The organism is Curtobacterium sp. MCPF17_001 (assembly GCF_003234615.1).
Classification (GTDB): domain Bacteria; phylum Actinomycetota; class Actinomycetes; order Actinomycetales; family Microbacteriaceae; genus Curtobacterium.
Window position 1 is genome coordinate 126,870 of record NZ_QKSL01000008.1, and the last position, 25,357, is coordinate 152,226.

The 25,357-nt window shown below is 73.4% G+C and carries 25 protein-coding genes; 11 read left to right on the forward strand and 14 right to left on the reverse strand.

The window, feature by feature from the left end:
- Positions 1-2,067: a glycosyl hydrolase gene (locus tag DEJ24_RS09575; RefSeq protein ID WP_258374777.1), complete on the forward strand. Its 2,067-nt coding sequence runs from the start codon at positions 1-3 to the stop codon at positions 2,065-2,067.
- Between the two features lie 75 nt (positions 2,068-2,142).
- Positions 2,143-2,661, forward strand: a complete 519-nt coding sequence (locus tag DEJ24_RS09580; RefSeq protein ID WP_111078430.1) for a hypothetical protein — start codon at positions 2,143-2,145, stop codon at positions 2,659-2,661.
- 48 nt (positions 2,662-2,709) lie between these two features.
- On the opposite strand, the gene DEJ24_RS09585 is transcribed toward DEJ24_RS09580, so the two are convergent.
- On the reverse strand, positions 2,710-3,489 hold the full coding sequence (locus tag DEJ24_RS09585; RefSeq protein WP_111078431.1) for an Fpg/Nei family DNA glycosylase: 780 nt from the start codon (positions 3,487-3,489) through the stop codon (positions 2,710-2,712).
- Positions 3,490-3,497: 8 nt separating this feature from the next.
- Positions 3,498-8,246: an ATP-dependent helicase gene (locus DEJ24_RS09590; protein ID WP_111078463.1), complete on the reverse strand. Its 4,749-nt coding sequence runs from the start codon at positions 8,244-8,246 to the stop codon at positions 3,498-3,500.
- A 150-nt stretch (positions 8,247-8,396) separates the two neighbouring features.
- Here DEJ24_RS09590 and DEJ24_RS09595 point away from each other — a divergent pair, with 150 nt between their 5' ends.
- The gene (locus DEJ24_RS09595; protein ID WP_111078432.1) at positions 8,397-9,089 is read left to right on the forward strand and encodes a PadR family transcriptional regulator; all 693 of its coding nucleotides are present in this window, start codon (positions 8,397-8,399) and stop codon (positions 9,087-9,089) included.
- A gap of 146 nt (positions 9,090-9,235) precedes the next feature.
- Positions 9,236-9,790 (forward strand): NUDIX hydrolase family protein, encoded by a 555-nt coding sequence (locus DEJ24_RS09600; RefSeq protein WP_110903668.1) that lies wholly within the window; start codon positions 9,236-9,238, stop codon positions 9,788-9,790.
- A 121-nt stretch (positions 9,791-9,911) separates the two neighbouring features.
- On the opposite strand, the gene DEJ24_RS09605 is transcribed toward DEJ24_RS09600, so the two are convergent.
- Both DEJ24_RS09605 and DEJ24_RS09610 read right to left on the reverse strand, forming a co-directional pair.
- On the reverse strand, positions 9,912-10,112 hold the full coding sequence (locus DEJ24_RS09605) for a CsbD family protein (protein WP_110824283.1): 201 nt from the start codon (positions 10,110-10,112) through the stop codon (positions 9,912-9,914).
- A gap of 113 nt (positions 10,113-10,225) precedes the next feature.
- Positions 10,226-11,860 carry a DEAD/DEAH box helicase gene (locus DEJ24_RS09610; protein ID WP_111078433.1) on the reverse strand — a complete coding sequence of 545 codons (1,635 nt, stop codon included), beginning with the start codon at positions 11,858-11,860 and terminating at the stop codon, positions 10,226-10,228.
- A 409-nt stretch (positions 11,861-12,269) separates the two neighbouring features.
- Here DEJ24_RS09610 and DEJ24_RS09615 point away from each other — a divergent pair, with 409 nt between their 5' ends.
- Entirely contained in the window at positions 12,270-13,166 is an 897-nt protein-coding gene (locus tag DEJ24_RS09615) for an endo alpha-1,4 polygalactosaminidase (protein WP_258374775.1), read from the forward strand.
- Between the two features lie 70 nt (positions 13,167-13,236).
- Here the strand turns inward: DEJ24_RS09615 and DEJ24_RS09620 are convergent, their stop codons facing one another.
- The 4 genes from DEJ24_RS09620 to DEJ24_RS09635 all read right to left on the reverse strand — a co-directional run bounded on the left by DEJ24_RS09620 (position 13,237) and on the right by DEJ24_RS09635 (position 15,430).
- Positions 13,237-13,596, reverse strand: coding sequence for a GntR family transcriptional regulator (locus tag DEJ24_RS09620; protein ID WP_111078464.1), 360 nt, complete (start codon positions 13,594-13,596; stop codon positions 13,237-13,239).
- A 10-nt stretch (positions 13,597-13,606) separates the two neighbouring features.
- Positions 13,607-14,239, reverse strand: coding sequence for a DUF1684 domain-containing protein (locus DEJ24_RS09625; protein ID WP_111078435.1), 633 nt, complete (start codon positions 14,237-14,239; stop codon positions 13,607-13,609).
- 16 nt (positions 14,240-14,255) lie between these two features.
- Positions 14,256-14,729 carry a hypothetical protein gene (locus tag DEJ24_RS09630; protein WP_110903672.1) on the reverse strand — a complete coding sequence of 158 codons (474 nt, stop codon included), beginning with the start codon at positions 14,727-14,729 and terminating at the stop codon, positions 14,256-14,258.
- A 68-nt stretch (positions 14,730-14,797) separates the two neighbouring features.
- Positions 14,798-15,430 (reverse strand): GNAT family N-acetyltransferase, encoded by a 633-nt coding sequence (locus tag DEJ24_RS09635; RefSeq protein WP_110903673.1) that lies wholly within the window; start codon positions 15,428-15,430, stop codon positions 14,798-14,800.
- Between the two features lie 158 nt (positions 15,431-15,588).
- Between DEJ24_RS09635 and DEJ24_RS09640 the strand changes: the two genes are divergently transcribed.
- Both DEJ24_RS09640 and DEJ24_RS09645 read left to right on the forward strand, forming a co-directional pair.
- Positions 15,589-16,197: a hypothetical protein gene (locus DEJ24_RS09640; RefSeq protein ID WP_111078436.1), complete on the forward strand. Its 609-nt coding sequence runs from the start codon at positions 15,589-15,591 to the stop codon at positions 16,195-16,197.
- A gap of 50 nt (positions 16,198-16,247) precedes the next feature.
- The gene (locus tag DEJ24_RS09645) at positions 16,248-16,550 is read left to right on the forward strand and encodes a DUF427 domain-containing protein (RefSeq protein ID WP_110903675.1); all 303 of its coding nucleotides are present in this window, start codon (positions 16,248-16,250) and stop codon (positions 16,548-16,550) included.
- A 55-nt stretch (positions 16,551-16,605) separates the two neighbouring features.
- On the opposite strand, the gene DEJ24_RS09650 is transcribed toward DEJ24_RS09645, so the two are convergent.
- The 6 genes from DEJ24_RS09650 to DEJ24_RS09675 all read right to left on the reverse strand — a co-directional run bounded on the left by DEJ24_RS09650 (position 16,606) and on the right by DEJ24_RS09675 (position 21,680).
- On the reverse strand, positions 16,606-17,856 hold the full coding sequence (locus DEJ24_RS09650; protein WP_111078437.1) for an Nramp family divalent metal transporter: 1,251 nt from the start codon (positions 17,854-17,856) through the stop codon (positions 16,606-16,608).
- Positions 17,857-17,953: 97 nt separating this feature from the next.
- Positions 17,954-18,649: a CGNR zinc finger domain-containing protein gene (locus DEJ24_RS09655; RefSeq protein ID WP_111043514.1), complete on the reverse strand. Its 696-nt coding sequence runs from the start codon at positions 18,647-18,649 to the stop codon at positions 17,954-17,956.
- A gap of 9 nt (positions 18,650-18,658) precedes the next feature.
- Positions 18,659-19,165 (reverse strand): SprT-like domain-containing protein, encoded by a 507-nt coding sequence (locus DEJ24_RS09660; RefSeq protein ID WP_258374474.1) that lies wholly within the window; start codon positions 19,163-19,165, stop codon positions 18,659-18,661.
- Complete coding sequence (locus tag DEJ24_RS09665) at positions 19,162-19,974, reverse strand: hypothetical protein (RefSeq protein ID WP_110903678.1); 813 nt, start codon at positions 19,972-19,974, stop codon at positions 19,162-19,164. Before DEJ24_RS09665 ends, DEJ24_RS09660 begins: the two co-directional genes overlap by 4 nt.
- A 110-nt stretch (positions 19,975-20,084) precedes the next feature.
- On the reverse strand, positions 20,085-20,729 hold the full coding sequence (locus DEJ24_RS09670; protein WP_111078438.1) for a DUF4064 domain-containing protein: 645 nt from the start codon (positions 20,727-20,729) through the stop codon (positions 20,085-20,087).
- A gap of 108 nt (positions 20,730-20,837) precedes the next feature.
- Positions 20,838-21,680, reverse strand: coding sequence for a spermidine synthase (locus DEJ24_RS09675; protein ID WP_111078439.1), 843 nt, complete (start codon positions 21,678-21,680; stop codon positions 20,838-20,840).
- Between the two features lie 130 nt (positions 21,681-21,810).
- Between DEJ24_RS09675 and DEJ24_RS09680 the strand changes: the two genes are divergently transcribed.
- From DEJ24_RS09680 to DEJ24_RS09695, 4 genes are all read left to right on the forward strand, one after another.
- On the forward strand, positions 21,811-22,317 hold the full coding sequence (locus DEJ24_RS09680) for a hypothetical protein (protein ID WP_111078440.1): 507 nt from the start codon (positions 21,811-21,813) through the stop codon (positions 22,315-22,317).
- Complete coding sequence (locus DEJ24_RS09685) at positions 22,317-23,624, forward strand: sensor histidine kinase (RefSeq protein ID WP_181436572.1); 1,308 nt, start codon at positions 22,317-22,319, stop codon at positions 23,622-23,624. Before DEJ24_RS09680 ends, DEJ24_RS09685 begins: the two co-directional genes overlap by 1 nt.
- Complete coding sequence (locus DEJ24_RS09690) at positions 23,621-24,295, forward strand: response regulator transcription factor (protein ID WP_111078442.1); 675 nt, start codon at positions 23,621-23,623, stop codon at positions 24,293-24,295. Before DEJ24_RS09685 ends, DEJ24_RS09690 begins: the two co-directional genes overlap by 4 nt.
- Before the next feature lie 355 nt (positions 24,296-24,650).
- A complete protein-coding gene (locus DEJ24_RS09695; RefSeq protein ID WP_146245966.1) occupies positions 24,651-25,307 on the forward strand; it encodes a hypothetical protein in 657 nt (218 codons plus the stop codon).
- The last annotated feature ends 50 nt before the right edge of the window (positions 25,308-25,357 follow it).

The following is a 25,357-nucleotide window of genomic DNA, read 5'->3' on the forward strand; positions in this document are numbered from 1 at the left end:
ATGCGGTTCCGCGTCGGCGCCGTCGCCCTGGTGGCCGCGTCAGCACTCGTGCTCACCGCCTGCACCGGCACCGGCGGTGAGACCGGGACGGGAGGCTCCGACCGGGCCACCGGGACGGCGTCACCCTCCGTGGACGGTGCGGCCCAGCAGCGGGCCGTCCGGGCGCTCGGCTCGGTCGCGAAGACCACCGCGGGCACGATGCGTCTCGCCGACGGCCTGGTCCCGCCCACGAACCGGTGGTTCTCCGGCCTCGTCCACGGCCCAGCACCACAGCCCGTCTTCCCGACGCCGATCTCGTGGCAGGTGACCGACGACGGGTTCGCCGCCGGCCTGCCCGTCGTCAGCGCGACCGAGAAGACGATCGCCGGCGGTGCCGTGCAGCAGGTCGGCCTGCACCTCGGCGCCGACCGCACCCTGGTGTCGGCGTACGACCAGGTGTCCGTCACGGTCGAGCACCGGAAGGGCTCCACCGTCCTCGGCCACACCGTGCTCGCGCAGGGCTCACCCCTCGTCTCGTACACGGCGGAGGGCGCGCAGTCCGTCACCGCCACGGGGACGGTCTCCGAGACGACCGACGGTCCGGACGGCACGACGACGGGCACCATCACCGCCGACGGCCGCACCTGGGGCGTCGTCACCACCGGTGACGTCAGCGGCAGTGGCATCCGCCTGGCCGCCGGCGGCTCGGTCGTGCTCTTCCCGGTGCCGGACGACGCCACCGCGAAGCAGGTCCGGGCGCTGTCCGCGGCCGCCGCGTCGCCCCTGACCGGGGTCACGATGGCCCGTTCGTCCACCGGCACCGCATCCGACGGGGAGCAGCGGACCGCGCTCGGCTACCGCACCGCCGCGAGGGGGAAGACCCTCATCGTGCCGCAACCCGGCCAGGGGACCACGGGTCTGAGCTGCACCGGACTGCACTACGCGACCATCACCGGGGACGCGCCCGTCTGCATCGGTGACGTGTTGCGGATCGCGGCACCGAGCCTCCCGGCCGCCGACCGGCTCGACCTGTCGGGCCTGACGTCGGCGCAGCGTGCCACCCTCGTCGCCCAGGTCCGCGCGGACGCCGGCGGGGTGTCCGAGGCGTCCTTCGGCGCCGACAGCTACGGCGGCGGCAAGGACCTGTACCGGGTGGCGAACCTGTACCGGCTCGCCACGCAGCTCGACCTGGACGACGTCGCCGCCGGCCTGCAGCAGCAACTCGTCACCCAGATCGACCAGTGGACCGACCCCGACGGGTGTGGCGTGAGCGGCACCCGGTGCTTCGCGTACGACGACACCGTGAAGGGGCTCGTCGGACAGGCGCCCTCGTTCGGCTCGGACGAGTTCAACGACCACCACTTCCACTACGGGTACCTGCTGTCCGCAGCCGCCATCGTGGCGGACGGGTCGGACGACCTCGTCGCGAAGTGGAAGCCGGTCCTCGACCTGGTGGCGGACGACATCGCGTCCCCCGAGGCGACGAAGTCGTTCCCGGAGCTCCGCGTGTACGACCCGTACGCACAGCACTCGTGGGCCTCCGGGTACTCGCCGTTCGCGGACGGGAACAACCAGGAGTCGTCGTCCGAGGCGGTGTCGGCCTGGAACGGGCTCGCCCGCTGGGGACAGGTCTCCGGCTCCCGAGCCACCGAACGACTCGGCGACTGGCTGCTGGCGAACGAGGCTGCATCAGCGCGGCGCGACGTCCTCGACCCGGACCTCCGGACCTTCCCCGGGTTCCAGCACACCGTCGTGTCCCTGAACTGGGGCGGCAAGCGCGACCACGCCACGTGGTTCAGCGCGGACCCGGCGGCACCGGCCGGCATCGAGCTCATCCCGATGCCCGCCGTCGCCGCGGACTACGTGGCCGTCGGGGGCAAGCAGCAGATCGCGAAGGTGCTCGACGAGGCCGTCCCGGAGGGCGACTACGCGGTGCAGTTCGGTGACTACCTGCTGATGTACCGGGCGCTGGCGTCCGGCAGTCAGGCGAAGGCGGCGCTCGCCGTCGCCCGGGACCTGCCGGCGGAGGACATCGACACCGGCAACACCCGGTCGTACCTGCTCGCCTGGATCATGTCGCACGAGTAGCGCGAGTCGGCGTGCCGGAGCCACAGGACGCACTCCTGGGCTCCGGCACACCTGCGTCGGCCTACCGTCCACGGCATGACCATGCGCGCGAAGACCACTGCCACCCTCGTCGGCCTCGCCACCATCGGCATGCTGCTCGGCGGCTGCTCGAACGCCGGCGCCCAGAACGGTGACCCGGTGGCGAAGGTGCCCGGCTCGGAGGAGTCCGCCACCCGCACGGACCCGGGTCAGCGCAACAGCGCCCCGTGCCAGGTCGCCTCGAGCGCTGCCGTCGACGCTGTGGACAAGGCCGTGGGGCCGCACGACAACACGGACGTCGCGAGCGTCACGAAGGGCGATGCCGGCTGGTACCTCGGCGTCTCGGTCGCCCCGAACCAGAGCGACGACCCCAACGACGACGAGGTCGCGATCTTCGGAACCGAGTCCGACCCCACCGCCGAGGACTTCGACGGCATGGTCGTGCCGGTGAACAAGGTCGCCGAGGACGTCGTCGCCGACGAGAGCACCGCGACCGCCGCGCCGTCCGACTTCTCCGAGACCTCGGACGCCGCGAAGCAGGTCCAGAGCTGCATCATCGAGGCCGTCGACCACTGACGCACCGACGGGGCCCGGACCAGACCGGGCTGTTCCATCCGGGCCGCGTCAGGTCTGGCAGCGCGGGCACCAGTAGGTGTCCCGCAGGGTGAGTTCCGACTCGCCCAGATCGCCTGACCGCACCCGGGTCCCGCAGCGCAGGCACGGCTTGCCGGCCCGGTTGTAGACCCAGAAGCGCTGTCCCGGCCGGTCGACACCCGTGGTCACCCGGTTGCTCCGGTCGCGGTTCGCGACGATCAGCCGGGAGGCCATGGTCACCATCCGCGCCGGGTCCCGCACCTCGCTGACCGGCCGGGTGGGCAGCACGCCCCGCAGGAAGCAGAGCTCGTTGCGGTACACGTTGCCGAGCCCCGCCATCACCCGCTGGTCGAGGAGCGCCAGACCGACGGGTCGGTCCGGCTCCGCGGTGAGGTTCGCGAGGGCCACCTCGGCGTCCCAGTCCGGCCCGAGCAGGTCCGGTCCGAGGTGCCCGACCACTTCGGACTCCCGGTCGCGCGGTACGACCTCCAGGACACCGAGGGTGAAGCCGACGGTCGAGACGTCGGCGGCATCGAGGACGACCCGTGCCTGGAACGCCGGCCGCCGCCAGCGCTCACCGGGGGCGTAGACGTCCCACCGGCCCTCCATCTTGAGGTGCGAGTGCACGGTCAGGTCGCCGATCCGGTGCAGCAGGTGCTTGCCGCGCGGGACGACCTCGTCCACGGTGCGGCCGACCAGGTCGAGCGTGGCGAACGCCGGCACCCGGAAGTCGCTGCGGGTGAGGACCTTGCCGGCCAGCGCCGTGTGCAGCCGTGCCGCGGCGCGGAAGACGGTGTCGCCCTCAGGCACGGATCACCTCAGGCACGGAGTCGCAGCCCCTGCGGGGTGGCGGTGAAGCCGGCGGTGCGGAGGGCGTCGCCGAGCGGGGCCTCGAGCACGAAGACCCCGTCGACCCGTTCGACGGACAGCTTGCCGAGTCCGCTCCGGACGGTCGCCGCGATCGAGGTGGCCGCTGCCGCCAGGTCGGCCGGGTCCTCCGTGAAGGTCAACACGCTCTTGCCGCCGCGTTCGACGTAGACGGCCAGCCGCCCGTCGACGAGCACGACGAGCGCACCGGCCTTGCGACCCGGACGGTGTCCGCGGGCACCGCCGTTCGCGGGGGCGGTGCTCACGCTGGTCTGTGCCACCGGCCCGACACCGGCGGCGGTGGGGTCGGCTGCGGTGGGGTCGTCGGGGTCGACCGCTGCGGCGTCGTGCGGCCAGGGCAGGGCCGCACCGAAGGGGTTCGCCGGGTCGGTGGCCGACAGCGTCAGGGCTTCGCGTGCCCGGTCGGGGTCGGCGCGCTCCTCGTCGTCCAGGTCGCGGGCGTACGTGCGGAGGCGGTCGACGGTCGGCCCGGTGGCGAACTGCGCGGCGCCGAGCCCCTCGACGAAGTACCCGCGTCGGGCACGGCCGGACTCCTCGAACTTCGCCAGGACGCGGTAGACCCCGGCGAAGCCGCCCCGGACGCCCTCGACCTGGACGGCACCACGGGTGACGACGCCGTACCGCTCCAGCAGCAGTTCGGCGGTCGCCGCCGCCCGGACGGTGGCGTCGGGTTCGGCGAGCGGCAGCAACGACCAGCGTCCGCCGACGTTCGGCGGACCGGACTGGGTCGGCAGCGTCGGGCGGCGCCGCCCGCGGTAGGCGCGGGTGCGCGGCGCGCTGGAGGTGCGGGCCTTGCCGCCGAGCATCGCCCGGAGTGGTGCGAACGTGTCGTTGGTGATCTGGCCGGCCCAGACCAGGTCCCACAGCGCGGTGGTCAGGGCGGAGTCGTCGGTGCTGCCGACGGCCTGGCCGAGCTGCCGGAAGAAGTACGCGCCACCGCCGGCCAGGGCGCCGAGGACGTCCCGCTGCAGCTCGGTGGTCTCGTCGCCCGCGGCCTCGGCGAGGGTGGTCGCGGCGGTCTCCGCGAGGTGCAGCCGGACCCAGCCGTCGTTGCCGGGCAGGGTGCCACCGCCGGACCAGAGCACCTCGCCGGTGGCGGTCAGCTCGTCGAGCATGCTCGGGGCGTAGTCGGAGACGCGGGAGGGCAGCACGAGCGACTCCCACGAACTCGCCGGCAGGGCGACCCCGGAGAGCTGGTCGACGACCTGCAGCACGCCGTCGATGCCGCGCAGGCCGCCGCGCGCCCCGGGTACGCGGACGTGCTGCCACGCGGGCAGGAAGCGGGCCAGGGCGTCCGGGGCGACCGGCTCGACCTCGTGCCGGAGTGCCGCGAGGGACTTCGTGCGGATCCGTCGGAGCACCTCGGAGTCGCACCACTCGGCGCCCTGGCGGTCCGGACGGAACTCGCCCTCGACCAGGCGACGGTCGGCGGTCAGTCGGCGCAGCGTGTCCTGCACGACGGCGACGCCCAGGCCGAGGCGTGCTGCGGCCTCGTCCGCGCCGAACGGGCCGTGGCTGCGGGCGTACCGGCCGACCAGGTCCCCGAGCGGGTCCGCGACCGGCTCGACGAAGGCGGTGGGCACGCCGATCGGCAGCGGCACCCCGAGGGCGTCGCGGAGCCGGGAGGCGTCCTCGATCACGGCCCAGCGCATGGCCCCGGCGTGCGAGAACGCCAGGACCCGGCGGTCGCGCTCCAGTCCTCCGAGCGCCGTCCGGAGCGTTGCCTGGGCGTCGGCTCGGTCGGCGGCCTCGGCCAGCCAGCTCCGGTCGACCAGCTCGTCGAGGTCCAGCGCACCGACGAGCCGGAGCACGTCGACCATGCCCTCGACATCGCGGGCACGGCGGTCCGGGGAGAGCCGCTGCAGGTCGCGTTCGACGCCGTCGATGACGGCCGGGTCGAGGAGCTCGCGGAGCTCCGCCCGACCGAGCAGTTCGCTGAGCAGGGTCGAGTCGAGCGACAGTGCGGCGGCCCGGCGTTCGGCGAGCGGGGAGTCGCCCTCGTACATGAACGCGGCGACGTACCCGAACAGCAGGGTGCGGGCGAACGGCGAGGGCTGCTCGGTCTCGCTCTCGACCAGGCGGATCCGTCGTCGGGCGATCTCGTCCGCGATGCCGAGCAGGGCGGGGACGTCGTACACGTCCTGCAGCACTTCGCGCACGGTCTCGAGCAGGATCGGGAACGTCGGGTACTTCTGCGCCACCTCGAGCAGCTGGGACGCCCGCTGCCGCTGCTGCCAGAGCGGCGATCGGCGTCCGGGGTCACGGCGGGGGAGCAGGAGCGCGCGCGCGGCGCACTCGCGGAAGCGTGCGGCGAACAGCGCGGAACCCCCGACCTCGTCGGTGACGATCGTCTCGAGGTCGTCCCGCTCGAAGACGAACAGTTCCGCCCCGGGGGGCTCGGCGTCCGTCTCCGGGATCCGCACGACGATGCCGTCGTCCGCAGCCATGGCACCGCCGTCGATCCCGTGCCGCTCCCGCAGTCGGGCAGCGACCGCGAGGGCCCACGGCGCGTGCACGGTCATGCCGTAGGGGGAGTGCAGGATGAGCCGCCAGTCGCCGAGTTCGTCGCGGAAGCGCTCGACGACGAGCGTGGTGTCGCTCGGCACGTGCCCCGTGGCGGCGCGCTGGTCGCGGAGGAAGGTGATGAGGTTCGTCACGGCACGCTCGTCCAGCCCGCCGGCGGCCACGCGGGTGCGGGCGTCCTCATCGGACGCGGACTCCACTTCACGGACGAAGGCGCCGGTGGCACGACCGAGCTCGGCCGGTCGACCCAACCCGTCGCCCTTCCAGAACGGCACGCGGCCGGGCTGCCCGAACGCAGGGCTGACGAGGACGCGGTCGTGGGTGATCTCCTCGATCCGCCAGCTGGTGGCACCGAGGGCGAAGACGTCGCCGACGCGCGACTCGTAGACCATCTCCTCGTCGAGTTCACCGACGCGGGAGGCCCGTTCACCGACCATGAAGACGCCGAACATGCCGCGGTCCGGGATCGTGCCGCCGCTCGTCACCGCCAGGCGCTGGGCCCCCGGACGTCCGGTGAGGGTGCCGTGCACGCGGTCCCAGACCAGGCGCGGCCGGAGTTCGGCGAACTCGTCGCTCGGGTAGCGGCCGGTGACCAGGTCGAGCGTGGCCTCGAACGCCGACCGGGGCAGGCTGCTGAACGGGGCACTGCGGCGGACGAGCTCGAACCAGTGCTCGACGTCGACGGTGTCGATGGCCCCGGCGGCGACGGTGTGCTGCGCGAGGACGTCGAGCGGGTTCGCGGGGACCGAGATCGACTCGATCTGCCCGGCGACCATGCGCTCGACGGTGACGGCGCTGTTGACCAGGTCGGCCCGGTGCTTCGGGAAGAGCACGCCGCGCGAGATCTCGCCGACCTGGTGCCCGGCGCGGCCGACGCGCTGCAGGCCGCTGGCGACCGAGGGCGGTGCCTCGACCTGGATGACGAGGTCGACCTCGCCCATGTCGATGCCGAGTTCGAGCGAACTGGTGGCGACCACGCACCGGAGTCGCCCGGACTTCAGGTCGTCCTCGATGATCGCGCGCTGGTCCTTCGACACCGAGCCGTGGTGCGCACGGGCGAGCACCGGGACGGTCCGGTCGGAGCCACCGCCGTCGGTCTGGCCGGACCCACCGATCAGCTGCGCGGGCGGACGCGTCGGGGCCGGTCGCGCCGCTGGTCGGGCAGCGGGCAGGTCGTCGTCCTCGGGCACGACCCCCGCGGGGACCAGGACCCCGTCGCTGGCTGCGGCCAGGGCCCGTTCCTCGTGGATCTCGTTGAGTCGAGCGGTCAGCCGTTCGGCGAGCCGCCGGGAGTTGGCGAAGACGATCGTCGACCGGTGCTGTTCGACCAGGTCGACGACGGATTCCTCGACGTGCGGCCAGATCGAACCGTTCGTCGGTCCGGACGTCGCGTCCGCCCCGACCGGCGGAGCGCCGAGCTCGGTCATGTCGTCGACCGGGACGACCACGCGCAGGTCGAAGGTCTTCTGCGCGGGCGGGGCGATGATCTGCACGGGAGCCCGACCGCCGAGGAACCGGGCGACCTCTTCGGCGGGGCGGACCGTCGCGGACAGTCCGATGCGCTGTACGGGCTTCTCGAGCAGGTCGTCGAGGCGCTCGAGGGAGACGGCGAGGTGGGCGCCGCGCTTCGACGCCGCGACCGCGTGCACCTCGTCCACGATGACGGTGTCCACGTTCACCAGGGTCTCGCGCGCCTTCGACGTCAGCATCAGGTAGAGGGACTCGGGCGTGGTGATGAGGATGTCCGGCGGCAGTCGGAGCAGCTTCTGCCGGTCGGACGAGGGGGTGTCACCGCTCCGGACGCCGACGGTGACGTCCGGCGGTTCGAGGCCGAGCCGCTTGGCCGTCTGGGTGATCCCGACGAGCGGCGAGCGCAGGTTCCGCTCGACGTCGACGCCGAGCGCCTTGAGTGGTGAGACGTAGAGCACCCGGGTGCGCTGCTTGGCGGGCGGGGTGTCCGACGCCGAGATGAGCCGGTCGATCGACCACAGGAACGAGGCCAGGGTCTTGCCGGAGCCCGTCGGGGCGATGACCAGCGCGTGCTGCCCCGTGGAGATGGCGTCCCACGCCCCGGCCTGCGCTGCCGTCGGTTCGCGGAAGGCCCCCCGGAACCACTCTGCGGTGGCGGGGGAGAAGCGCTCGAAGACGTCCGTCATGGTCCGCTCCATCCTGCTCCTGACCACCGACAGGAGGCCGTGCGGATCGATGCTTGACAACGAGAACACTAGCGATCTATCGTTACCGCATCGCGAGCGGTCCTGAACCCATCGCAAACCAACTTCACGAAAGGAGTCGTCATGCACCCCATGAACGACGAGAACAGCTCCACGTCCCCCCGTGACCCCTTCGGTCGCGGCTCCCGCGGGCCCCGCTTCGGCAGCGCCCGCCAGCACCACGGTGCCGGGTTCCCCGGCCGTGACCACGGTGACCACGAACACGGCCGCGGTGGCCGGGGCGGGCGGGGCTTCGGTCCGGGCTTCGGCGGCCCGGGGTTCGGCGGACCGGGCTTCGGCGCCGGGTTCGGCGGCGGCTTCGGTCCGGGCTTCGGCCCCGGCCGCGAGCGCCGTCGCCGCGGCGACGTCCGCCTCGCCATCCTCGGGCTCCTCGCCGAGGGCCCGCAGAACGGCTACGCCGTCATCAAGACGATCGCCGAGCGCACCGGCGGCGCCTGGAAGCCCAGTCCCGGCTCGGTCTACCCGACGCTCCAGCAGCTCGTCGACGAAGAGCTCGTGGTCTCCACGGGTGACGGTCGGAAGACCCTGTTCGAGCTCACCGACGCCGGTCGGGCCGAGGCCGAGGCCAAGGCCGACGAGATCGCCGCCGCTTGGGAGTCCACGCCCGGCATGCCGGACTCGCAGCGCGAGTTCTTCGAGGCCCTCCGGAAGCTCGTGGGCGTGGTCCACGTGTTCCGCACGAGCGCGACCGAGGAGCAGACGAAGGCCGCCACCGAGAAGATCGACGGCCTGCGCCGCGACCTGCTCCAGGTCCTCAGCGACTGAGCGGCCCCAGCGACAGCACCACAGTCCGGACGGGAGGCCCGTTGCCAGCCGGCAACGGGCCTCCCGTCCGTTCGTCGCGAGCGGTCGGTGTCCACAGAAGCCGCGCCGGGGGCCGTTTCCGCGACCGGGCCTGGTAGGAACGGTGCATGTCCTCGCTGCGCACCCCCGATCCCGATCCCGACTCCGGCTCCGGTTGGCTGTCGGACGAGGAACTCGCGTCCGTCCGCCGTCGTCTCCCGATCACCTACGTCGAGGCGGTGCCCGTGCGGCTCGACGGCCTCGGGGTCGTGACCGAGGTCGGGGTGCTGCTGCGGGTGTCGCCGAGCGGGTCGATCGCCCGCACGCTGGTCTCCGGCCGCGTGATGTACGGCGAGTCGATCCGCACTGCACTGTTCCGGCACCTCGAGAAGGACCTCGGGCCGATGGCGTTCCCGCAGCTGCCGGCGAGCCCGAACCCCTTCACGGTCGCCGAGTACTTCCCGTTGCCCGGGGCCTCGGTCTACACGGACGAGCGGCAGCACGCGATCTCCCTGGCCTACGTCGTCCCCGTCACTGGGACGTGCGAGCCGCGGCAGGACGCCCTCGAGCTCACCTGGATGAGCCCGATGGAGGCCGCGTCCGACGCTGTCGCGGACGAGATGGAGGGCGGTCGCGGCACGCTCCTCCGCGCCGGCCTCGCCTCGGTCGGCGCGCTGCACTGACCGCTGGGACGCGTCCGGGCCCGTGAACGACGAAGCCCACGAACGACGAAGCCGAGAACGACGAAGCCCCCGGATCCGATCGGATCCGGGGGCTTCGCAGCGCGGTACGAGACCGGCTTCGTTACTTGTCGTTCTTGAAGCTGTCAGCGACGCCGTGGGCCGCGTCCTTCACGTCCGTGACGCCCTGCTTGGCCGAGGCCTTGCCCTGGTCGGTCTGACCCTCGGCCTTCAGGCGGTCGTTGTCCGTGGCGTTGCCGAAGCCTTCCTTGGCCTTGCCAGCCGCCTTCTCCGCGGCGTTCTTGATGTCTTCGATCCCAGCCATGTGCGCTCCTCTCGACAACGGAAAGTTCCCCGACGGCTGCTCGCGCACCCGCCGGTGACCAGAACCGTACGCGCGCGATCCGCGCGCTTCGGAGGAAGCGTCCAGGACCGGGGTCAGCGGCCGGAGCCGGCCGGACGGGAGGCGCGGCGCGAGCCACCACGACGGCCTGCGGGAGCAGCGTCGTCACGCGGGGCACGGCCGGCGCTGTAGCCGCCGTCCGAGGACCAGACCGACGCCGAGCCACCGCGGGTGGTGTCGGAACCGGCACGGCGCGGGGCACCGCCACGCTGACCGGCCGAGGCGCCACGACGGTCGTCACGACCGGCGCCCTCGGCGCGACCGCCACGGCGTGCGCCGGAACCGGCCGACTCGGAACCGGCGGCGGAACGACCGGCGGAGGACGAGCCTCCCGACCGGCCGCCGGTGCCACCGGCGGGGGCGCCACGACCACGCGAGCGGCCACGGCCCTGGCCGGCGGCGTCACCGGACGACTGGCGGCGCGGCTGCTGCTGCTGCTGGGGCGCCGGGGTGGTGTCCTCGCGGTACGGGGCGACCTCGCCGACGAGCTCGGTGACGGCCGCGGAGGTCGCGGTGACGTGCTGCGGGGTGACCTTGATCGCGGCGGCACGCATCATCTGCGCGACGTCGCGACGCTCGGCAGGCATCGTCACGGTGACGACGTCACCCGACGAACCGGCACGGGCGGTGCGGCCGGAGCGGTGCAGGTACGCCTTGTGCTCGGTCGGCGGGTCGACGTGCACGACGAGCTCGACGGCGTCGACGTGCACACCGCGGGCGGCGACGTCGGTCGCGACGAGGACCAGCGCGTCGCCGGAGGAGAACCGGGCGAGGTTCCGCTCGCGGGCACCCTGCGACAGGTTGCCCTGCAGGTCGACGGCCGGGATGCCCTGGCTGGAGAGCTGCTTGGCGAGGCGCTTGGCGTGGTGCTTCGTGCGCATGAAGAGGATGCGACGGCCGGTGCCGGAGGCGAGGGCCTTGACCAGGTCCTTCTTGGCGTCGGCGTCCGCGACCTCGAAGAGGTGGTGGGTCATCGCCTCGACGGGGCTGTTCTCGTCGTCGACCGAGTGCATCACCGGGTCGTGCAGGAACTTCTTGACGAGCTTGTCCACGCCGTTGTCGAGCGTGGCGGAGAACAGCAGACGCTGGCCCTTGACCGGGGTCGCCTGCATGATCTTGGTGACGCCGGGCAGGAAGCCCATGTCCGCCATGTGGTCGGCCTCGTCGAGGACGGTGACCTCGATGGCGTCCAGGTGCACGTGGCCCTGCTGCATGAGGTCCGCCAGGCGACCCGGGCAGGCCACGACGATGTCGACGCCGCGGTTCAGTGCCTCGACCTGACGGCCCTGACCGACACCACCGAAGATGGTCGTCGTGTTCAGGCCCATCGCCTTGGCGAGGGGGGCGAGGGTCGCGTCGATCTGCGTCGCGAGCTCGCGGGTCGGTGCGAGCACGAGGGCGCGGGGGCGACCGGCGCGACGGCTGCGGGCCGACGCGGCGAGACGGGCGGCGAGGGGGATCGCGAAGGCGATCGTCTTGCCGGAACCCGTGCGGCCGCGGCCGAGCACGTCCTTGCCCTTGAGGGAGTCGGGCAGGGTGTCGACCTGGATCGGGAAGGCGTTCTCCTTGCCCTGGGCGACGAGGACGTCGACCATCGGCGTGGGGACACCGAGGTCGGCGAACCGGACGTCGGTGCTGTCAGCACTCTGGGTGGTGTTCTGGGTGGTCATGGTGACCTCTCGGGCCCGTGAGGGCCGGAAGGGCGCGCGGTCGAGGCCGGCGCGGGCGGGAGCGCATCCGCTCAGCGGTCCGGGTCCGGGAGGACGTCGGCGCTGGAGTGCGGGTGCTGTCGCCGCAGCAGAGAGCCTGGCACCGGGATCTGCGCCACCGGACGGGTTCCGGGGCGAGGGTGGTGCACGATACACATCGGTGTCGGTTCCGCGGGAGTCACGTGGACTCGTGCGGGACACCGGGAGGTTTCGGGGGCGTCCGTACGACGCACGAGGCGATCGGTGCCTCGAGTGTTCCCAGCATAGCGGGCTCGGGCGCCGGAACGGGAGGGGTGTTCGCGTCGAGCGTGGCGATGCGGCCTCCCGCACGGTGGCACGAGCGGGTCACGACGACGTGCGAGGATGCCTCGTGCTCTCCCGCAGGTCCCTCGTCACCACCGCCCTGGTCGCAGTCGCCGTCACCGGCCTGACGGGCTGCGCCGCCGGTACCGGCGGCGCGGACACCACGCCCGGCGCGCACCGCACCGTCGACGACGCCGGGACGGGAGGCGCGACCGCCGGTGTCGACGTCGCCGCGCGTGCACTGCCCATCGGCGGCATCCCCGACTACCAGCTCGGCGGGTCGTACACGCCCCCGGCCGGCGTCACGGTCGTCGAGCGGGACAGCACGGAGAAGCCCGCTGCCGACGTGTACGGCATCTGTTACGTCAACGGGTTCCAGACGCAGCCGGAGGACCGGGCCTCCTGGCTGGCCGAGCACCCGGGAGCGGTCCTCCGCACGGCGACCGGCAAGCCCGTCATCGACCCGGGCTGGCCGGACGAGCTCATCCTCGACACCCGGACCGCGAACGCCCGGGCCACGATCACCTCGGTGCTGACGCGGTCGATCGCCCGGTGCGCCGACCGCGGGTTCGACGCCGTCGAGTTCGACAACCTGGACTCGTGGACCCGCTCCGGTGGACGTCTGACCCGCTCGGGGAACCTCGCACTGGCGACGTCGCTCGTCCGGGTCGCCCACCAGCACGGCCTGGCCGCCGCGCAGAAGAACACCCCGCAGCTCGGGACCTCCGGACGGGAGCGCACCGGGTTCGACTTCGTGGTCGCCGAGGAGTGCGTGCAGTACGACGAGTGCGCCGCCTACACGGACGTCTACGGGGCACGCGTGATCGACGTCGAGTACGCGGACACGCTCAAGGGGAAGTGGTCTGCCGTCTGCGCGATGACCGACCGTCCGCGGATGACGATCCTCCGCGACCGGGACCTCGTGGCAGCCGGCGAGGACGGGTACGTCTTCCGCCACTGCTGAGCGGACCCGGACGGCCCCCGGGCGCCCCGGGGAGGCCTCGTGTCCAGCGCGGATGCGGTGGTGTGCGGGGCTACGCGGGCCAGGCGTCGCGCAGCGCGGCCGCCGTCTGGTCAGCCGACAGACCGGCCTCGCGGGCGGCCGCGACCAGGGCGGCCGCGGCGTGCGTCACCGACTCGGGGACGGCGGCGGGGCGCACCACCCGGGTCCCCGCGCCGCGCGCGGTCTGCACGAGCCCCGCTTCCTCGAGGAGCTGGTAGGCCTTCGCGACCGTCCCGGCGGCGAGCCCGAGTTCGGCGGCCAGTCCGCGGACGCTGGGCAGGCGCTCGCCGTCGACCAGGTACCCGGCGGCGATCTGGGCGGCAAGCTGCGAGCGGACCTGCTCGAAGGGCGGCACGCGGCCACCGGCGTCGATCGCGACGAATCCCGACATGCGGTCCACCCTAGGAGCCGTACCGCTCGCCGACGGGGACCGCCACGGGCAGGGTGTTGCCGGGAGGCGCGAGCGGGCACGCCCATGCCGGGTCGTACGCGCACGACGGGTTGTACGCGAAGTTGAAGTCGAGGACCAGCGCGCCGTCATCGCCCCCCAGGTCGGAGCCCTTGATGGTGTCGATGAGGTAGCGCCCGCCGCCGTACGTGCCGCCCGGCTTGCCGGCGCTCGCGTCCTTCACGGGGACGAACAGCCCGCCCGCGTACCCGCCGTGCGCCCAGACGTCGAGCGAGCCCACGCCGGGGACCTGCACCACGCCGAGTCGGTCGAAGTGCACGATGCCGTCGGTGCCGGTCTCGACGTCGAGCACCCGAGGCTCGGCCTCCTCGATCCGGACGTGGAAGCGCCAGGCCGGGTCGTACGCCGGGAAGGGGAGCGAGGTGAACCCGGCGGCGTCCTCGGGGAGCAGCGGACTGGCCGGGTGTCCGGCGAACATCGCGTCGCGGCCCTCGCGCCACAGCGTGTGCGCCGCCTCGGGCTCGGGCGTGGCCCGGACCCGGCGGAAGAGGTCGAATGTCTCGCGACGCCAGTCGGCGGTGGCGAGGGCGGTGCGGACGCGGTCGGCGGTCTCCGTCTGGGTCACGTCGTCGAGCGTACGCTCACGCCCGCCAGGTGGGGGCGAGTGCGCGCATCCGGAACGCCCGCCACTGCCAGATGACCCACATGCCGGGCCAGAGCGCGACGCCGAGGAGCGCGGGGCGCGTGCGGTAGGTCAGGCGGTCGCGGAACAGGGTCCGGCCGTCGGGGAGCGCGGAGACGGCCATCCGGTGCCGCATGTCCATCCGGGCGAACAGGCCGCTCGTGCCACCACCGCGGTCGACCTGGACCGGGACCCCGTCGGTCTGGTGCAGGTCGATGTCGACGTGGCTCGACCCACTCGGCACCAGGCCGAACGTCGACGCGCTGATCGGGTGCGGCTGATGCGGGGTCCAGTGCTCGGGGAACCCGGCGGGGTCGAGCGAGCGGTAGACGAGGAACGGCTTCGTGACGGCGACCATCACGGACGGCCGGAGGAGAGCGTCCCGGACGGCGTCGACGGGAGCGTCCAGGACGATGCGGAGACCGACGTGCATGTGGCGGACGCTACGCGGACGGGCTGGGGTCCGGCCGCGCACTCCCGCGGTGAGGGGCGGGCCCGGGTTCAGGCGTGACGAGCCGAGCGGCGGCGCGCACCCTCCGCCCGGTCGTGGCTGCGCAGACGTTCAGACAACGACAGCCGCACGGTCGGCCACTCCGACTGGATCACGGAGAACACCACGGTGTCGCGCATGCTGCCGTCCCGCCCGATCGAGTGGTTCCGGATGATGCCGTCCTGCTTCGCGCCGAGCCCGCTGATCGCCGCACGGGACCGGGTGTTGTGCCAGTGCGTCCGGAACTCGACCGCGATGCACTGCCAGGTCTCGAACGCGTGCGAGAGGAGCAGCAGCTTCGCCTCGGTGTTGATGCCGGTGCGCTGTGACGACGCGGCGAGGAAGGTCCCCCCGACCTCGACCCGGCGGTTCTCACGGTCGAGGCCGAGGAACGTGGTGGCGCCGACGACCCGGCCCGTCGGGCGGTCCCGCACGGCGAAGGGCACCATCCGGCCGGCGGCCTGCTCGGACAGGCGTCGAGCGATCTCGGCGTCGACCTGCGACGGCGCGGGGACGGACGTGTACCAGGCGCGCCAGAGGTCCCCGTCCGCGACCGCTGCCCGGAGGTCGTCCGCGTGCTCGAGCGACAGGGGCTCGAGCGTGACGCGGTCGCCGGTGAGGGTGGGCGCGGGGTCGGTCTCCATGGCATCGGATCGTACCGGCCGGCGCGGACACCCATGCTGCGTGCGAACCATCACATCCCGTGTGCACGAGACACACAGGATGCACGGTGCATCCAGCGACCACCGCGCACCCGGGACGAGACGGCGGGCGCCCGCTCCCGTCTCGGTATCGTGTCGGGGTGCAGGAACGAGGGCAGCGGAGGTACCAGGTCCGGTTCGGCTGGGGTGCGGCGGGAGCGGCACGGATCGCCGCGGACGCGCATCTCCTTGTCTGGGTCGACGTCCTCCCGACCCCCGCAGCAGCAGCGGCACCGGGACCCGACGGACACCGCGCGCCCCTCACGCAGCTGCCGGTCGGGCCGGAGGTCGTGCTCGGCCACCTGGGGAACGTGACGGCCGTCGCGGAACGGGTGCTGCGCCTCCAGGCCGACCGCGGCGACCGCTGCGTCGTGGCGGTCGTCGCTGCCGGTCACCTCGACGAGCCCGTCGGCGGCGGTGCGGCGGACGACGCCGGCGAGTTCCCCGACGTGCCCGCGGTGCCGGAGTTCGCGGTCGAGGACCTGCTCGCGGCGGGCGCCGTCGTCGACGCGCTCGTGACCACCGGGATCGACCACACCTCACCCGAGGCGGCGGCTGCCTGCGCGGCGTGGACGGGCCTCCGGCGGGCCGCGAGACACCTGGTGACCGCGTCCGAGTCGGCAGACGTGCTCGGTGTCGAGCGCGTCCACGCGGCGCTCGCCGTCGGTCCGGAGCTGGTCACGCTGCGGCCGTCCACCGAGCGGGCGTAACGTCCCGGTTCGATGCCGTCCCACCGACGGCGAAGAACGAGGAGTGAGCCATGCAGGCACTGATCGGTGACACCGTCATCGCGGAGGCCCCGGAGACGGACCTCATCCAGATCGAGGGCAACTGGTACTTCCCGCCGGCGAGCGTGAAGACCGAGCTCTTCAGCGAGAGCCCCACCCAGTACCACTGCCCGTGGAAGGGCGACACGCAGTACTGGACCGTGACCGTCGACGGGCAGCAGCACGTCGACAACGCATGGTCCTACCCGGAGCCGATCCCGACGTCGTTCGACCGTGTCGGCAAGGACTACAGCGGGTACGTGGCGTTCTGGAAGGACGTCGAGGTCTCCGAGTGAGCACCCGCGGCCGCACCGCACGTTCGTGCGGCGCGGCCGCGGCACCCTGGTCGCGTCACCCCGTGACGGTGAGCACGATCAGCGCGACGTTCAGCGCGACGATCACCGCCGCGATGAGCCACGCGAGCACCCGCGTCCCGACCGCGTTGACGTCGTCGCCCATGACGCTCCGCCGCGACGTGTAGGCCACCAGGGGCACGATCGCGAAGGCGATCCCGAAGCTCAGCACCACCTGGCTGATCACCAGCAGCTGCGTCGCGTCGTACTGCAGCGCCAGCAGGACGATCGCCGGCACGAGCGTCACGAGCCGCCGCACGACGAGCGGGACCCGGATGTGCAGCAGGCCGTGCATGATCTCCGCTCCGGCCATGCAGCCGACCGAGGTCGACGCGAGCCCGGACGCCAGCAGCCCGATCGAGAAGAGCACCCCGACGACGGGGCCGACGTTCTCGGCGATGGCGTGCTGCGCTCCCGGGATCGAGTCGGTGCCCGACACCCCCTGCAGTGTGGCGGCGGCGAGGACGAGCATGCTGATGTTCACCCCGCCGGCGAGGACGAGCGCCAGCGCCACGTCCCACCGCGTGGCGAGCAGCACCCGTCGGCGTTCCGGACCCACCGGGGTGTCGCCGTGCCGGTCGCGGGCCAACGCCGAGTGCAGGTAGACGGCGTGCGGCATCACCGTCGCACCGAGCATCGACGCCGCGAGCAACACCGAGCCGGAGTCGGCGAACCGCGGTGCTATGCCCGCGAGCAGCGCCCCGGGGGAGACCTGCGCGAACAGCAGTCCCGCGCAGAACCCGATCGTCAGGACCGCGAGCATCGCCGTGACGACGGCCTCGAAGGTCCGGGCACCGCGGTGGTGCTGCAGCAGCAGGATCGCCATCGAGACCACGCCGGTGATCACGCCGCCGACCACGAGCGGGACGCCGAAGAGCAGGTGCAGGGCGAGGGCGCCGCCGATCACCTCGGCGACGTCGGTCGCGGCGGCGACGACCTCGGCCTGCGCCCAGAACAGCAGCCGGGGTGCGCGGCGCATCCGCAGACCGAGCAGTTCCGGCAGCGACTTCCCCGTGACGATGCCGAGCTTGGCGGAGAGGTACTGGACGACGACGGCACTCGCGTTCGCAGCGATCAGGACCCAGAGCAGCAGGTACCCGTAGCGGGCGCCGGCTGTCAGGTTCGCGGCGACGTTGCCGGGGTCGACGTAGGCGATCGCCGCGACGAACGCCGGGCCGAGGAGTCCGAGTCCGGTGGCACGACGACCGGGCGGGCGGTGGCCCACGACCGGGGCAGCGGTGTCCGTCATGCACCCACCATGCCAGAGGTTTCGGCGTACCGAATCCAGACTTTCGACGGGCCGTCCGATCTCCGCGGATCTTCGGTGAGCGGGTCCCGAGCTCCGCTCAGACGGCCGCGCGCCGGGCCCGGTGGGCCCGGACCTTCGCGCGGTTGCCGCAGCGCTGCATCGAGCACCAGCGGCGCGTGCCGCCACGCGAGGAGTCGTAGAACACGAGGCCGCAGTCCGGCGCCGAACAGCGGCTCAGGCGTGCCGGCCGGCCGTCGGCCTCGACGTCGTCGAAACCGACCTCGGTGAGCAGGGCGACCGCGTCGCGCGCGACGCTCGACAGTGCCTGCGCCAGCCGCACCCGGTTCGCCCCGGCACGGCGTCGGCCACCCGGGAGGCTCGGGGGCACGTCCGGCAGGGCGGCGAACAGGTTCACCGTGTCGATGTCGTCCGGCACCGGCCGGGTCCGTCCGGTCCCGGCACGGAGGCCCGCCGCGACCGCGGTCCGTTCGGCGGCGGAGTCGGCGGGTGCCGGAGCGGCGGCGGTGGCCAGGCGGGCGATCGCGGCCCGGAGCGCGCGGGCGTCCTGCAGCTCACGGGCGGTCGCCCCGACGTCGATCGGTTCGGTGTGCAACCCGAGCCACTCGTCGAGGTCAGCGGGCGTGGCCAGCAGCTCGCCGAGGTGACCGCGGGGGCGTCGACGGTCCGGGTCGTCGGCGAACCCACCGGTGTGCGCGAAGTCCAGGGCGATCCGACCGGCGTCGAAGAACCACGAGGACCCGGCATCGGTCCGGATGTCCTGCCCTGTTCGCATCCGCCCAGGCTAACGGGTGCGCGGCGCGCCTCCGACACGATCTCCCGAAGCTGGGCTAGCCGTTCCGTTCCGGCGGTGCCAGGTGATCACGTTCCGCTCGTCGAACCGACGACCGCAGCGCGCGCACGCCAGCGGACGGGTGGGCGTGCGGTACCGGAAGTGCTCGTGCCCCGCGGGGCAGGTCCCCACCCACGGGGCCAGTTCGCTGGCGATCGGGCCGTCGTGCAGCCGCGAGCCCGTGTACCCGAGGCCCTGGGCCGTCCGCCGCCACGTGGGACCGTGGCCGGCGCGCGGCCCGCTCAGCGCGTGTGCGATCTCGTGCAGCAGCACCTGCTCGACGTCCTCCGGGGTGGAGCGGACCGCGAGGTGGCGGCTCACCGTGATCCGGCGTCGCGCGAAGTCGCACTGGCCGGCACGGGTCTTCGCGTTGTCGAACGCGAAGGCCCACGAGCCGTCGGGCAGGTGGTGCCCCATCAGCTCGGCGGCGCGGTTCCGCACGTGGTCGAGCGGGGTCACTCGTCCCGGTCCGTGCGGGACGGACGCGCCAGCCGACCCCAGAGCGAGTCGCCCTCGGTCCGCGCCGCGTCCGGGGCGCCGAGCACCCGACGCGGGGCCGGCGGGACCTGCGGCGCGGTCTCGGCCGGACGAGGTGCGGGCTCGGAGTCGGTGCGCACCGCGAAGTCGCGGGCGGTCCGCGGGCGTTCGGCCTCCGGTTCGACCGCGGGCTGCGTCATGGAGGCCCGGAGCGCGGCCTCGACGGCGGTCCGGAGCGCCTCGGTGCGCTCCGCCGGGGCGCCGGCAGCGCGGAACGCGTCGTACGACCGGCTGAGGACGGCGCGGGCCTCCTCGAAGCGGGACAGCTCGTAGAGGGACCAGCCCTCGAGTTCGGCGGCGGCGCCCTCGAGCTCCGGCCACTCCTCGGTCGCGGCGGTGTCCCGCGCCATCGAGGCCTCGGTCGCCGCACGTTCGTACCGCCCGAGGTCGTGCAGGATGTGGGCGCGGCGGATCCGGGCGGCCACCTTGTCCTGGCGTTCCCCGGTGAACATCGTCAGCCGGAACACCTCTTCGGCGACGGTCAGCGCCTCGTCCAGCCGTCCGAGCAGGCGGAGCAGCTCGGCGCGTTCGGCCAGGGCGTCGGTGCTGCGGCTCTGCCCGAGGTCCCGCAGGCGGTCCTGCACGGCCTGGACGTCGACCGCCGGGCGGAGGCTGACCGGCGCGAAGGTGCTGCCCGGGCTGACGCCGGCGGTCACCGGAGCGGCATGACGGGGCTCCCGGGCCTGGTCGGCACGGTCGTGGTCTCGGCGTTCTTCGGGCGGGAGGGACATCACGGTCGAGGGTATCCGCGTCGCCCCGGGAGGTGTCCGTGCCACGCGCACGAACGCGGACGGCCCGCCCCAGATGCGCCGGGACGGGCCGTGCTCGGGAGTGCTGCTGGTCACATCCCGTTGAAGGAGCTGGCGGCGACGCCGATGTAGACGGCACCGGCCACGACGGAGGCCAGGACGGCGAGGACGATCGCCAGGACACCCCAGAGCCGACCGCGCTTCGCGACGATCGCGACGATGCCCTGCACGATCGCCCACAGGCCGAAGACCGACCCGACGAGCATGAGGACGGCGCCGGTGCCGAGTCCTGCCATCGCCTCCGGGTCCTGCATGAGTTGACGCTGGAGCTCCTGCGAGTCGGCGGGGTTGCCGGATCCGCCGTTCTGCGCGTAGTCCTGCAGCAGCTGACTGCTCGACAGTGCGGTGCCGAGCATGACGCCGCCGATCACGCCGATCACGAGCGCGATGACGGCGGCGGCGAACGCGATGAGGCCGACGGTCTTCTTCTTCTTCGCGGGCTCCTCGTACGAGTGCCAGGCGGGCGCCCCGCCGTGCTGCTGCTGCCCGTACTGCTGGTCCTGCGGCTGCCCGTACTGCTGCTGCCCGTGCTGTGTCGGCTGGCCCCACTGCGGTGCGGACTGCTGCTGCCCGTACTGCTGTGTCGGCTGGTCCTCGTACCGCGGCGCTCCGCCCTGCTCCGGGCTGACACGCTCGCCGTAGCGCGGCTGCTGGTCGTTGCGATCGTCGTTGGTCATCGGCGGCCTCCTCGTGGTGTGCGGTCGCGCGCTGGCGCGGCGTGCTCAGCCCATCTTGGCAGCGTCCCCCGCGCGGGGTACGGCCAGGAGGTGATCCGCAGCCGGGGCTCAGGCGCCGAAGACCGACCGGTTCGGCTCGGGAGACCCGACGGCCGTGGTGTCGGTGACGATGGGTGCCCCCGCGATGAAGGACCGCAGCTCGTCACCGTGGACGACCTTGCTCGGCAGCGGATCGGACGAGTACCGCCGGGGCATGTCGGCGATCGGCAGCTCGCCGGGGGAGCCGAGCAGCACGATGTTGCCGAAGCGGCGACCCTTCAGCATCCCGGTGTCCGCGACCGCCGCCACCGCGGGCAACACCGACTGCAGCGTCGCCGCCTGCCCGCGGGCGAACGCCAGTCCGGCACCGTCCGCGACGTTCACCGCGACCATGCCGGTCGGCGACAGGAACGACGCCACGGAGCGGTAGAACTCGACGCTCGTGACGTGCGCGGGCGTGCGTGCCCCCGAGAACACGTCCACGACGGCCAGGTCCACCGTGCCGCGGAGCCCGGCGGGCAGCTTCTCGAGCACTTCGCGGGCGTCGCCGTACCGCACCCGGATCGACGCACCGCGGGGGAAGGGCAGGGCGTCCCGGACGTGGTCGACCAGGTCCCGTTCGAGCTCGATGACCTGCTGCCGGGAACCCGGCCGGGTCACCGCCACGTACCGCGGCAGCGTCAGCGCGCCGGCGCCCAGGTGCAGCGCCGTCACCGGCCCCGGCGGCAGCAGGTCGATCGCGTGCCCGATCCGCCGGATGTACTCGAACGCCAGGTGCGTCGGGTCCTCGAGGTCGACGTGCGACTGCGGCGTCCCGTCCACCACCAGGGTGAACGACCCCGGACGGTGTCGGTCCGGTTCGACGACCGCGTACCCCGCACCCACCCGGAACCCGTCGAACGCATCAGCCATGCGTCCATGGAACACCACCCGGACCCCTGCCCGGTCCCCACCCGTGGGTGGTGGGCCGGCGGACGCGGCCTCGCGACGATGGGACCACCGGCAGGGAACACCCCGCCGGACACGACCGGGAGGCTCACCCATGTCCGTCCAGCTCCTCACGAACACCGTCATCGGACTCGCACTCGTCGGGTACCTCGCCTGGCAGCAGTCCACCTGGCAGTACCTCGACCCGGCACGGATCTGGCGCGGCCCGGTCGTGATGGCCGGCATCGGCATCGTGGTCCTCGCCCAGAGCGCCGCCACGATCGACACCCAGGACGTCGTCTTCCTCGGCATCGAGGCGCTGCTCTCCGTCGGCATTGGCCTCGCGATGGGCGGCCGCACCCGCTTCCGGACCGTCGGCACCCCCGACGGGAAGGGACGCACCATGCAGTCCCGCACCGGCTGGGTCGGTGCCGGCCTCTGGATCGCCCTCATCGTCGTCCGGATCGGCCTCGACGTCGTCGGTGCCCACCTCGGCGCACACCTGCTCACCTCGACCGGCGTCATCCTCCTCATGCTCGCCGTCAACCGCGCCGCACGGGCCCTGGTCGTCGACCAGCGCCTCCAGCACGACGCGCGCACGGCCCGCGGCATGATGGTGTGATGAGCGACCTCCGCGGCCCCGAGGGGCGTGACGCCGGGACCGACTCCGCACGGGGCCGGTCCCGCGCCGGGCTGTCCGTCGGGCTCACCGCGATCGGCATCGTCGTCGTCGCCTTCTGGTTCGTCCGGAACGGCGTCGCCCAGGAACTCCCCGTCTGGGTCTGGGGTGGCGGTGCCGTGGCGCTCGCCGCGTGGGCGGTCCGCGAGTACGGCCCACCCCGCGTCGTCGTGCCCTCGGCCGTGCTGATGGTCGCCGCGGGGTCACTCGCGGTCGTCCACACCGACGGACTCCTGCTCGTCCCGGTCATCATCGGGCTCGTGGTCCTCGGAGCCGCGCCGACCCTCCCCGGCTGGGCTGCCGTCCTCGCCGCACTCGCCGCCGTGGTCGTCGTCGCCGGGATCGCGACGGTCGTCGGCACATCGGTCGCCCTGGTCCTCGGTGTCGCCCTCGGCCTGGCACTCGGCGTCGTGATCGGCATCAGCCGCCGACAGCTCCGGATGGCTGAGGAACAGACGCGCGTCCTCGAGGAGCAGGCCCGCCAGGCCGACCGCGACCAGCAGCGTGCCCGCCTGCTCGCCGACCGGGCGCGGGTCGCCCGGGACGTGCACGACGTCCTCGCGCACTCGCTCGGCGGACTCGTCCTGCAGCTCGACGCGGTGGAGGCCCTCCTCGAGGTCGGCCGGGTCGACGACGCTCGACGGCGCGCGACCGATGCCCGCGCGCTCGCCGCCGACGGGCTCGCCGAGGCACGTCGGGCCGTCCGCGCCCTCCGCGACGACCTGCCCGACGCCGACGCCGACGTCGACGTCGACGCCGACACGGACACGGAGACCGCCGTCGCCCAGGGTGACCCCTCGTCCGACGAGAGCAGTGCGCCGGAGTCGGCACGGGCCTCCCGGCCGGCCGGCGACGGCATCGCCGCCCTGGTCGACGCGCACCGCTCCTTCGGTGGCACCGCGGTCGTGCAGGGCGACCTGGACCTGCCCGACGTCGACGAGCCGACCCGCGCGGTCGTCGTGGCGGGCGTCCGGGAGGCCCTCAGCAACGCCCGCAGGCACGCTCCCGGCCGCCCCGTGTCCCTGTCCGTCATCCGGGACGGCGACGCCGTGGACGTCGTGGTCGCGAACCCGGTCGCCGCGGACGGACACGGCCTGCTCGGGATGCGCGAGCGCTTCGAAGAGCTCGGCACCGACGCGACCGTCGAGGCGGAGCGGTCCGACGGCGAGTTCGTCGTCGCGATGCACGTGCCCGTCGCCCAGGTCGCCGACCCGCCCGGCGTCGACGGAACGACCGGCCGGACCTCGTGACGATCCGGGTCCTCGTCGCCGACGACCAGGCGATCGTCCGCGACGGACTGGTGACGGTGCTCTCGCTCGTCGACGACCTGGACGTCGTGGGCGAAGCCGAGGACGGCGCGGCCGCCGTCGCGATGGTCGAGGCGCTCACGCCGGACGTCGTGCTCATGGACCTGCGGATGCCCGTCCTCGACGGGGCGGCGGCGACCGGGCGGATCACCGCAGGGCACCCGCAGGTCGCGGTCCTCGTGCTGACCACCCACGCGGACGACGACTCGATCCTCACCGCACTCGCGGCAGGGGCCCGCGGGTACCTGACGAAGGACGCCGGCCGCGCCGAGATCGCCACCGCGATCCGTTCGGTGGCCTCGGGGCAGACCACGTTCGACGCGACCGTCGGGGCGAAGGTGCTGGCGCGGCTCGCGGCTGGTGCGGCCGGTGTCGGTGCTGCTGCCGAGGCAGACGACGGTGCCGGTGCGTGGCGAGACCTCCGGCAGCGGTTCCCGGGGCTGACCCCGCGCGAGGCCGACGTGCTGAGCCGGATCGCCGACGGCCGGACGAACCCGGAGATCGCCGCCGAGCTGTTCCTGACCGTGCCGACCGTGAAGTCCTACGTCAACCAGGTCTTCGCGAAGCTCGGCGTCCGGACCCGGGCGGAGGCGGTCGCCCGCGTCCTGCGCTGACCGGCCGGGCTCGTCGTACCGCGCTTTTCGATGCTTCTGCATCGACTGACAGGGGACGTCAAGCCTCGCGATGTACCGTGGTGCGGTCCTCACGACGACGAGCGACGCGACCGCGGGTCCCCACCGACCGGTCGTGCCCGTCGTCCCGGTCCCTCGTGCGTCCCCGCAGGGGTCCGACCCGGACGCCTGCCCGACGACGAGCCCCGCTCCCGTCGCGGGTCTCGACGACGTGCTCCGCGTCCACCCGTACCGCTGCACCGCGCACCGCTGCACCGCTGCACCGAGCGTTGCACCACGCACCGCCGCAGACGCACCGCCGCACGACGTCCGGGCCCCGCGCCCGAAGGAGCACCCCATGACCGCCGACACCATGTCCGTCCCCGTCCGACCGAGCCGACCGGACCGGTCGCCGACGTCCGCTCCGGACCGGGTACGGAGCACGGCGGGGCCGAGCCGTGCCTCCCGTCCGCTCGTCGACGACCACCAGGGTGCGCCGGCCTGGATGCGAGTCGTCGGCGGGGTCGTCCTGGCCGCCGGGCTGGCGCTCACCGCAGCCGTCCTCGGCTGGCCCGGGGACGCGCCGGAGTCGGCGCTCGTGATCCCCGGCCTCGTCGCGGTCGTAGTCGGGGTCCTGGCGCTGGTCGCCCGGGCCGGCCTGACCGTCACCGATGACGCTGTCGTCCTGCACTTCCGCCCGCTCCCGCGGCGGCGCATCGCCCGGCGCAGCATCACGGCCGTCCGGGTGACCGAGGCGGACGCGCGCACCTACGGCGGCCTCGGGTTGCGGATCGGTCGTCGTCGCCGAGCCCTCGTGCTCACGCCGGGGCCCGGTGTGGAGATCACCGACGCGTCGGGACGGACGACGTTCGTGCGGAGCGACCGGCCGCAGGACGCGGTGCGGGCGCTGGTCGGCGCCACTGTCGACAGCACTGCCGACAGCACCGTCGACGGCGCTGCCACGGGTCCTGGTGGCCGTCCCGGCTGGCCTGCAGGGCCCTCCGCCGGGGAATGAGACCGGTCGCCCGGGGCTTATACACGTCGGACTCGATCTCGGTCAAGCCA

Bases quoted from the DNA above. Each gene is read 5' to 3' on its own strand.
- DEJ24_RS09635 (WP_110903673.1), bottom strand. From the start codon at position 15,430: ATGGAGACCGACCCCGCGCCCACCCTCACCGGCGACCGCGTCACGCTC.
- DEJ24_RS09655 (WP_111043514.1), bottom strand. From the start codon at position 18,649: ATGCGAACAGGGCAGGACATCCGGACCGATGCCGGGTCCTCGTGGTTC.
- DEJ24_RS09650 (WP_111078437.1), bottom strand. From the start codon at position 17,856: ATGACGGACACCGCTGCCCCGGTCGTGGGCCACCGCCCGCCCGGTCGT.
- DEJ24_RS09610 (WP_111078433.1), bottom strand. From the start codon at position 11,860: ATGACCACCCAGAACACCACCCAGAGTGCTGACAGCACCGACGTCCGG.
- DEJ24_RS09590 (WP_111078463.1), bottom strand. From the start codon at position 8,246: ATGACGGACGTCTTCGAGCGCTTCTCCCCCGCCACCGCAGAGTGGTTC.
- DEJ24_RS09620 (WP_111078464.1), bottom strand. From the start codon at position 13,596: ATGTCGGGATTCGTCGCGATCGACGCCGGTGGCCGCGTGCCGCCCTTC.
- DEJ24_RS09605 (WP_110824283.1), bottom strand. From the start codon at position 10,112: ATGGCTGGGATCGAAGACATCAAGAACGCCGCGGAGAAGGCGGCTGGC.
- DEJ24_RS09695 (WP_146245966.1), top strand. From the start codon at position 24,651: ATGACCGCCGACACCATGTCCGTCCCCGTCCGACCGAGCCGACCGGAC.
- DEJ24_RS09600 (WP_110903668.1), top strand. From the start codon at position 9,236: ATGTCCTCGCTGCGCACCCCCGATCCCGATCCCGACTCCGGCTCCGGT.
- DEJ24_RS09685 (WP_181436572.1), top strand. From the start codon at position 22,317: ATGAGCGACCTCCGCGGCCCCGAGGGGCGTGACGCCGGGACCGACTCC.
- DEJ24_RS09575 (WP_258374777.1), top strand. From the start codon at position 1: ATGCGGTTCCGCGTCGGCGCCGTCGCCCTGGTGGCCGCGTCAGCACTC.
- DEJ24_RS09595 (WP_111078432.1), top strand. From the start codon at position 8,397: ATGAACGACGAGAACAGCTCCACGTCCCCCCGTGACCCCTTCGGTCGC.
- DEJ24_RS09675 (WP_111078439.1), bottom strand. From the start codon at position 21,680: ATGGCTGATGCGTTCGACGGGTTCCGGGTGGGTGCGGGGTACGCGGTC.
- DEJ24_RS09665 (WP_110903678.1), bottom strand. From the start codon at position 19,974: ATGTCCCTCCCGCCCGAAGAACGCCGAGACCACGACCGTGCCGACCAG.
- DEJ24_RS09580 (WP_111078430.1), top strand. From the start codon at position 2,143: ATGACCATGCGCGCGAAGACCACTGCCACCCTCGTCGGCCTCGCCACC.
- DEJ24_RS09670 (WP_111078438.1), bottom strand. From the start codon at position 20,729: ATGACCAACGACGATCGCAACGACCAGCAGCCGCGCTACGGCGAGCGT.
- DEJ24_RS09630 (WP_110903672.1), bottom strand. From the start codon at position 14,729: ATGCACGTCGGTCTCCGCATCGTCCTGGACGCTCCCGTCGACGCCGTC.
- DEJ24_RS09645 (WP_110903675.1), top strand. From the start codon at position 16,248: ATGCAGGCACTGATCGGTGACACCGTCATCGCGGAGGCCCCGGAGACG.
- DEJ24_RS09680 (WP_111078440.1), top strand. From the start codon at position 21,811: ATGTCCGTCCAGCTCCTCACGAACACCGTCATCGGACTCGCACTCGTC.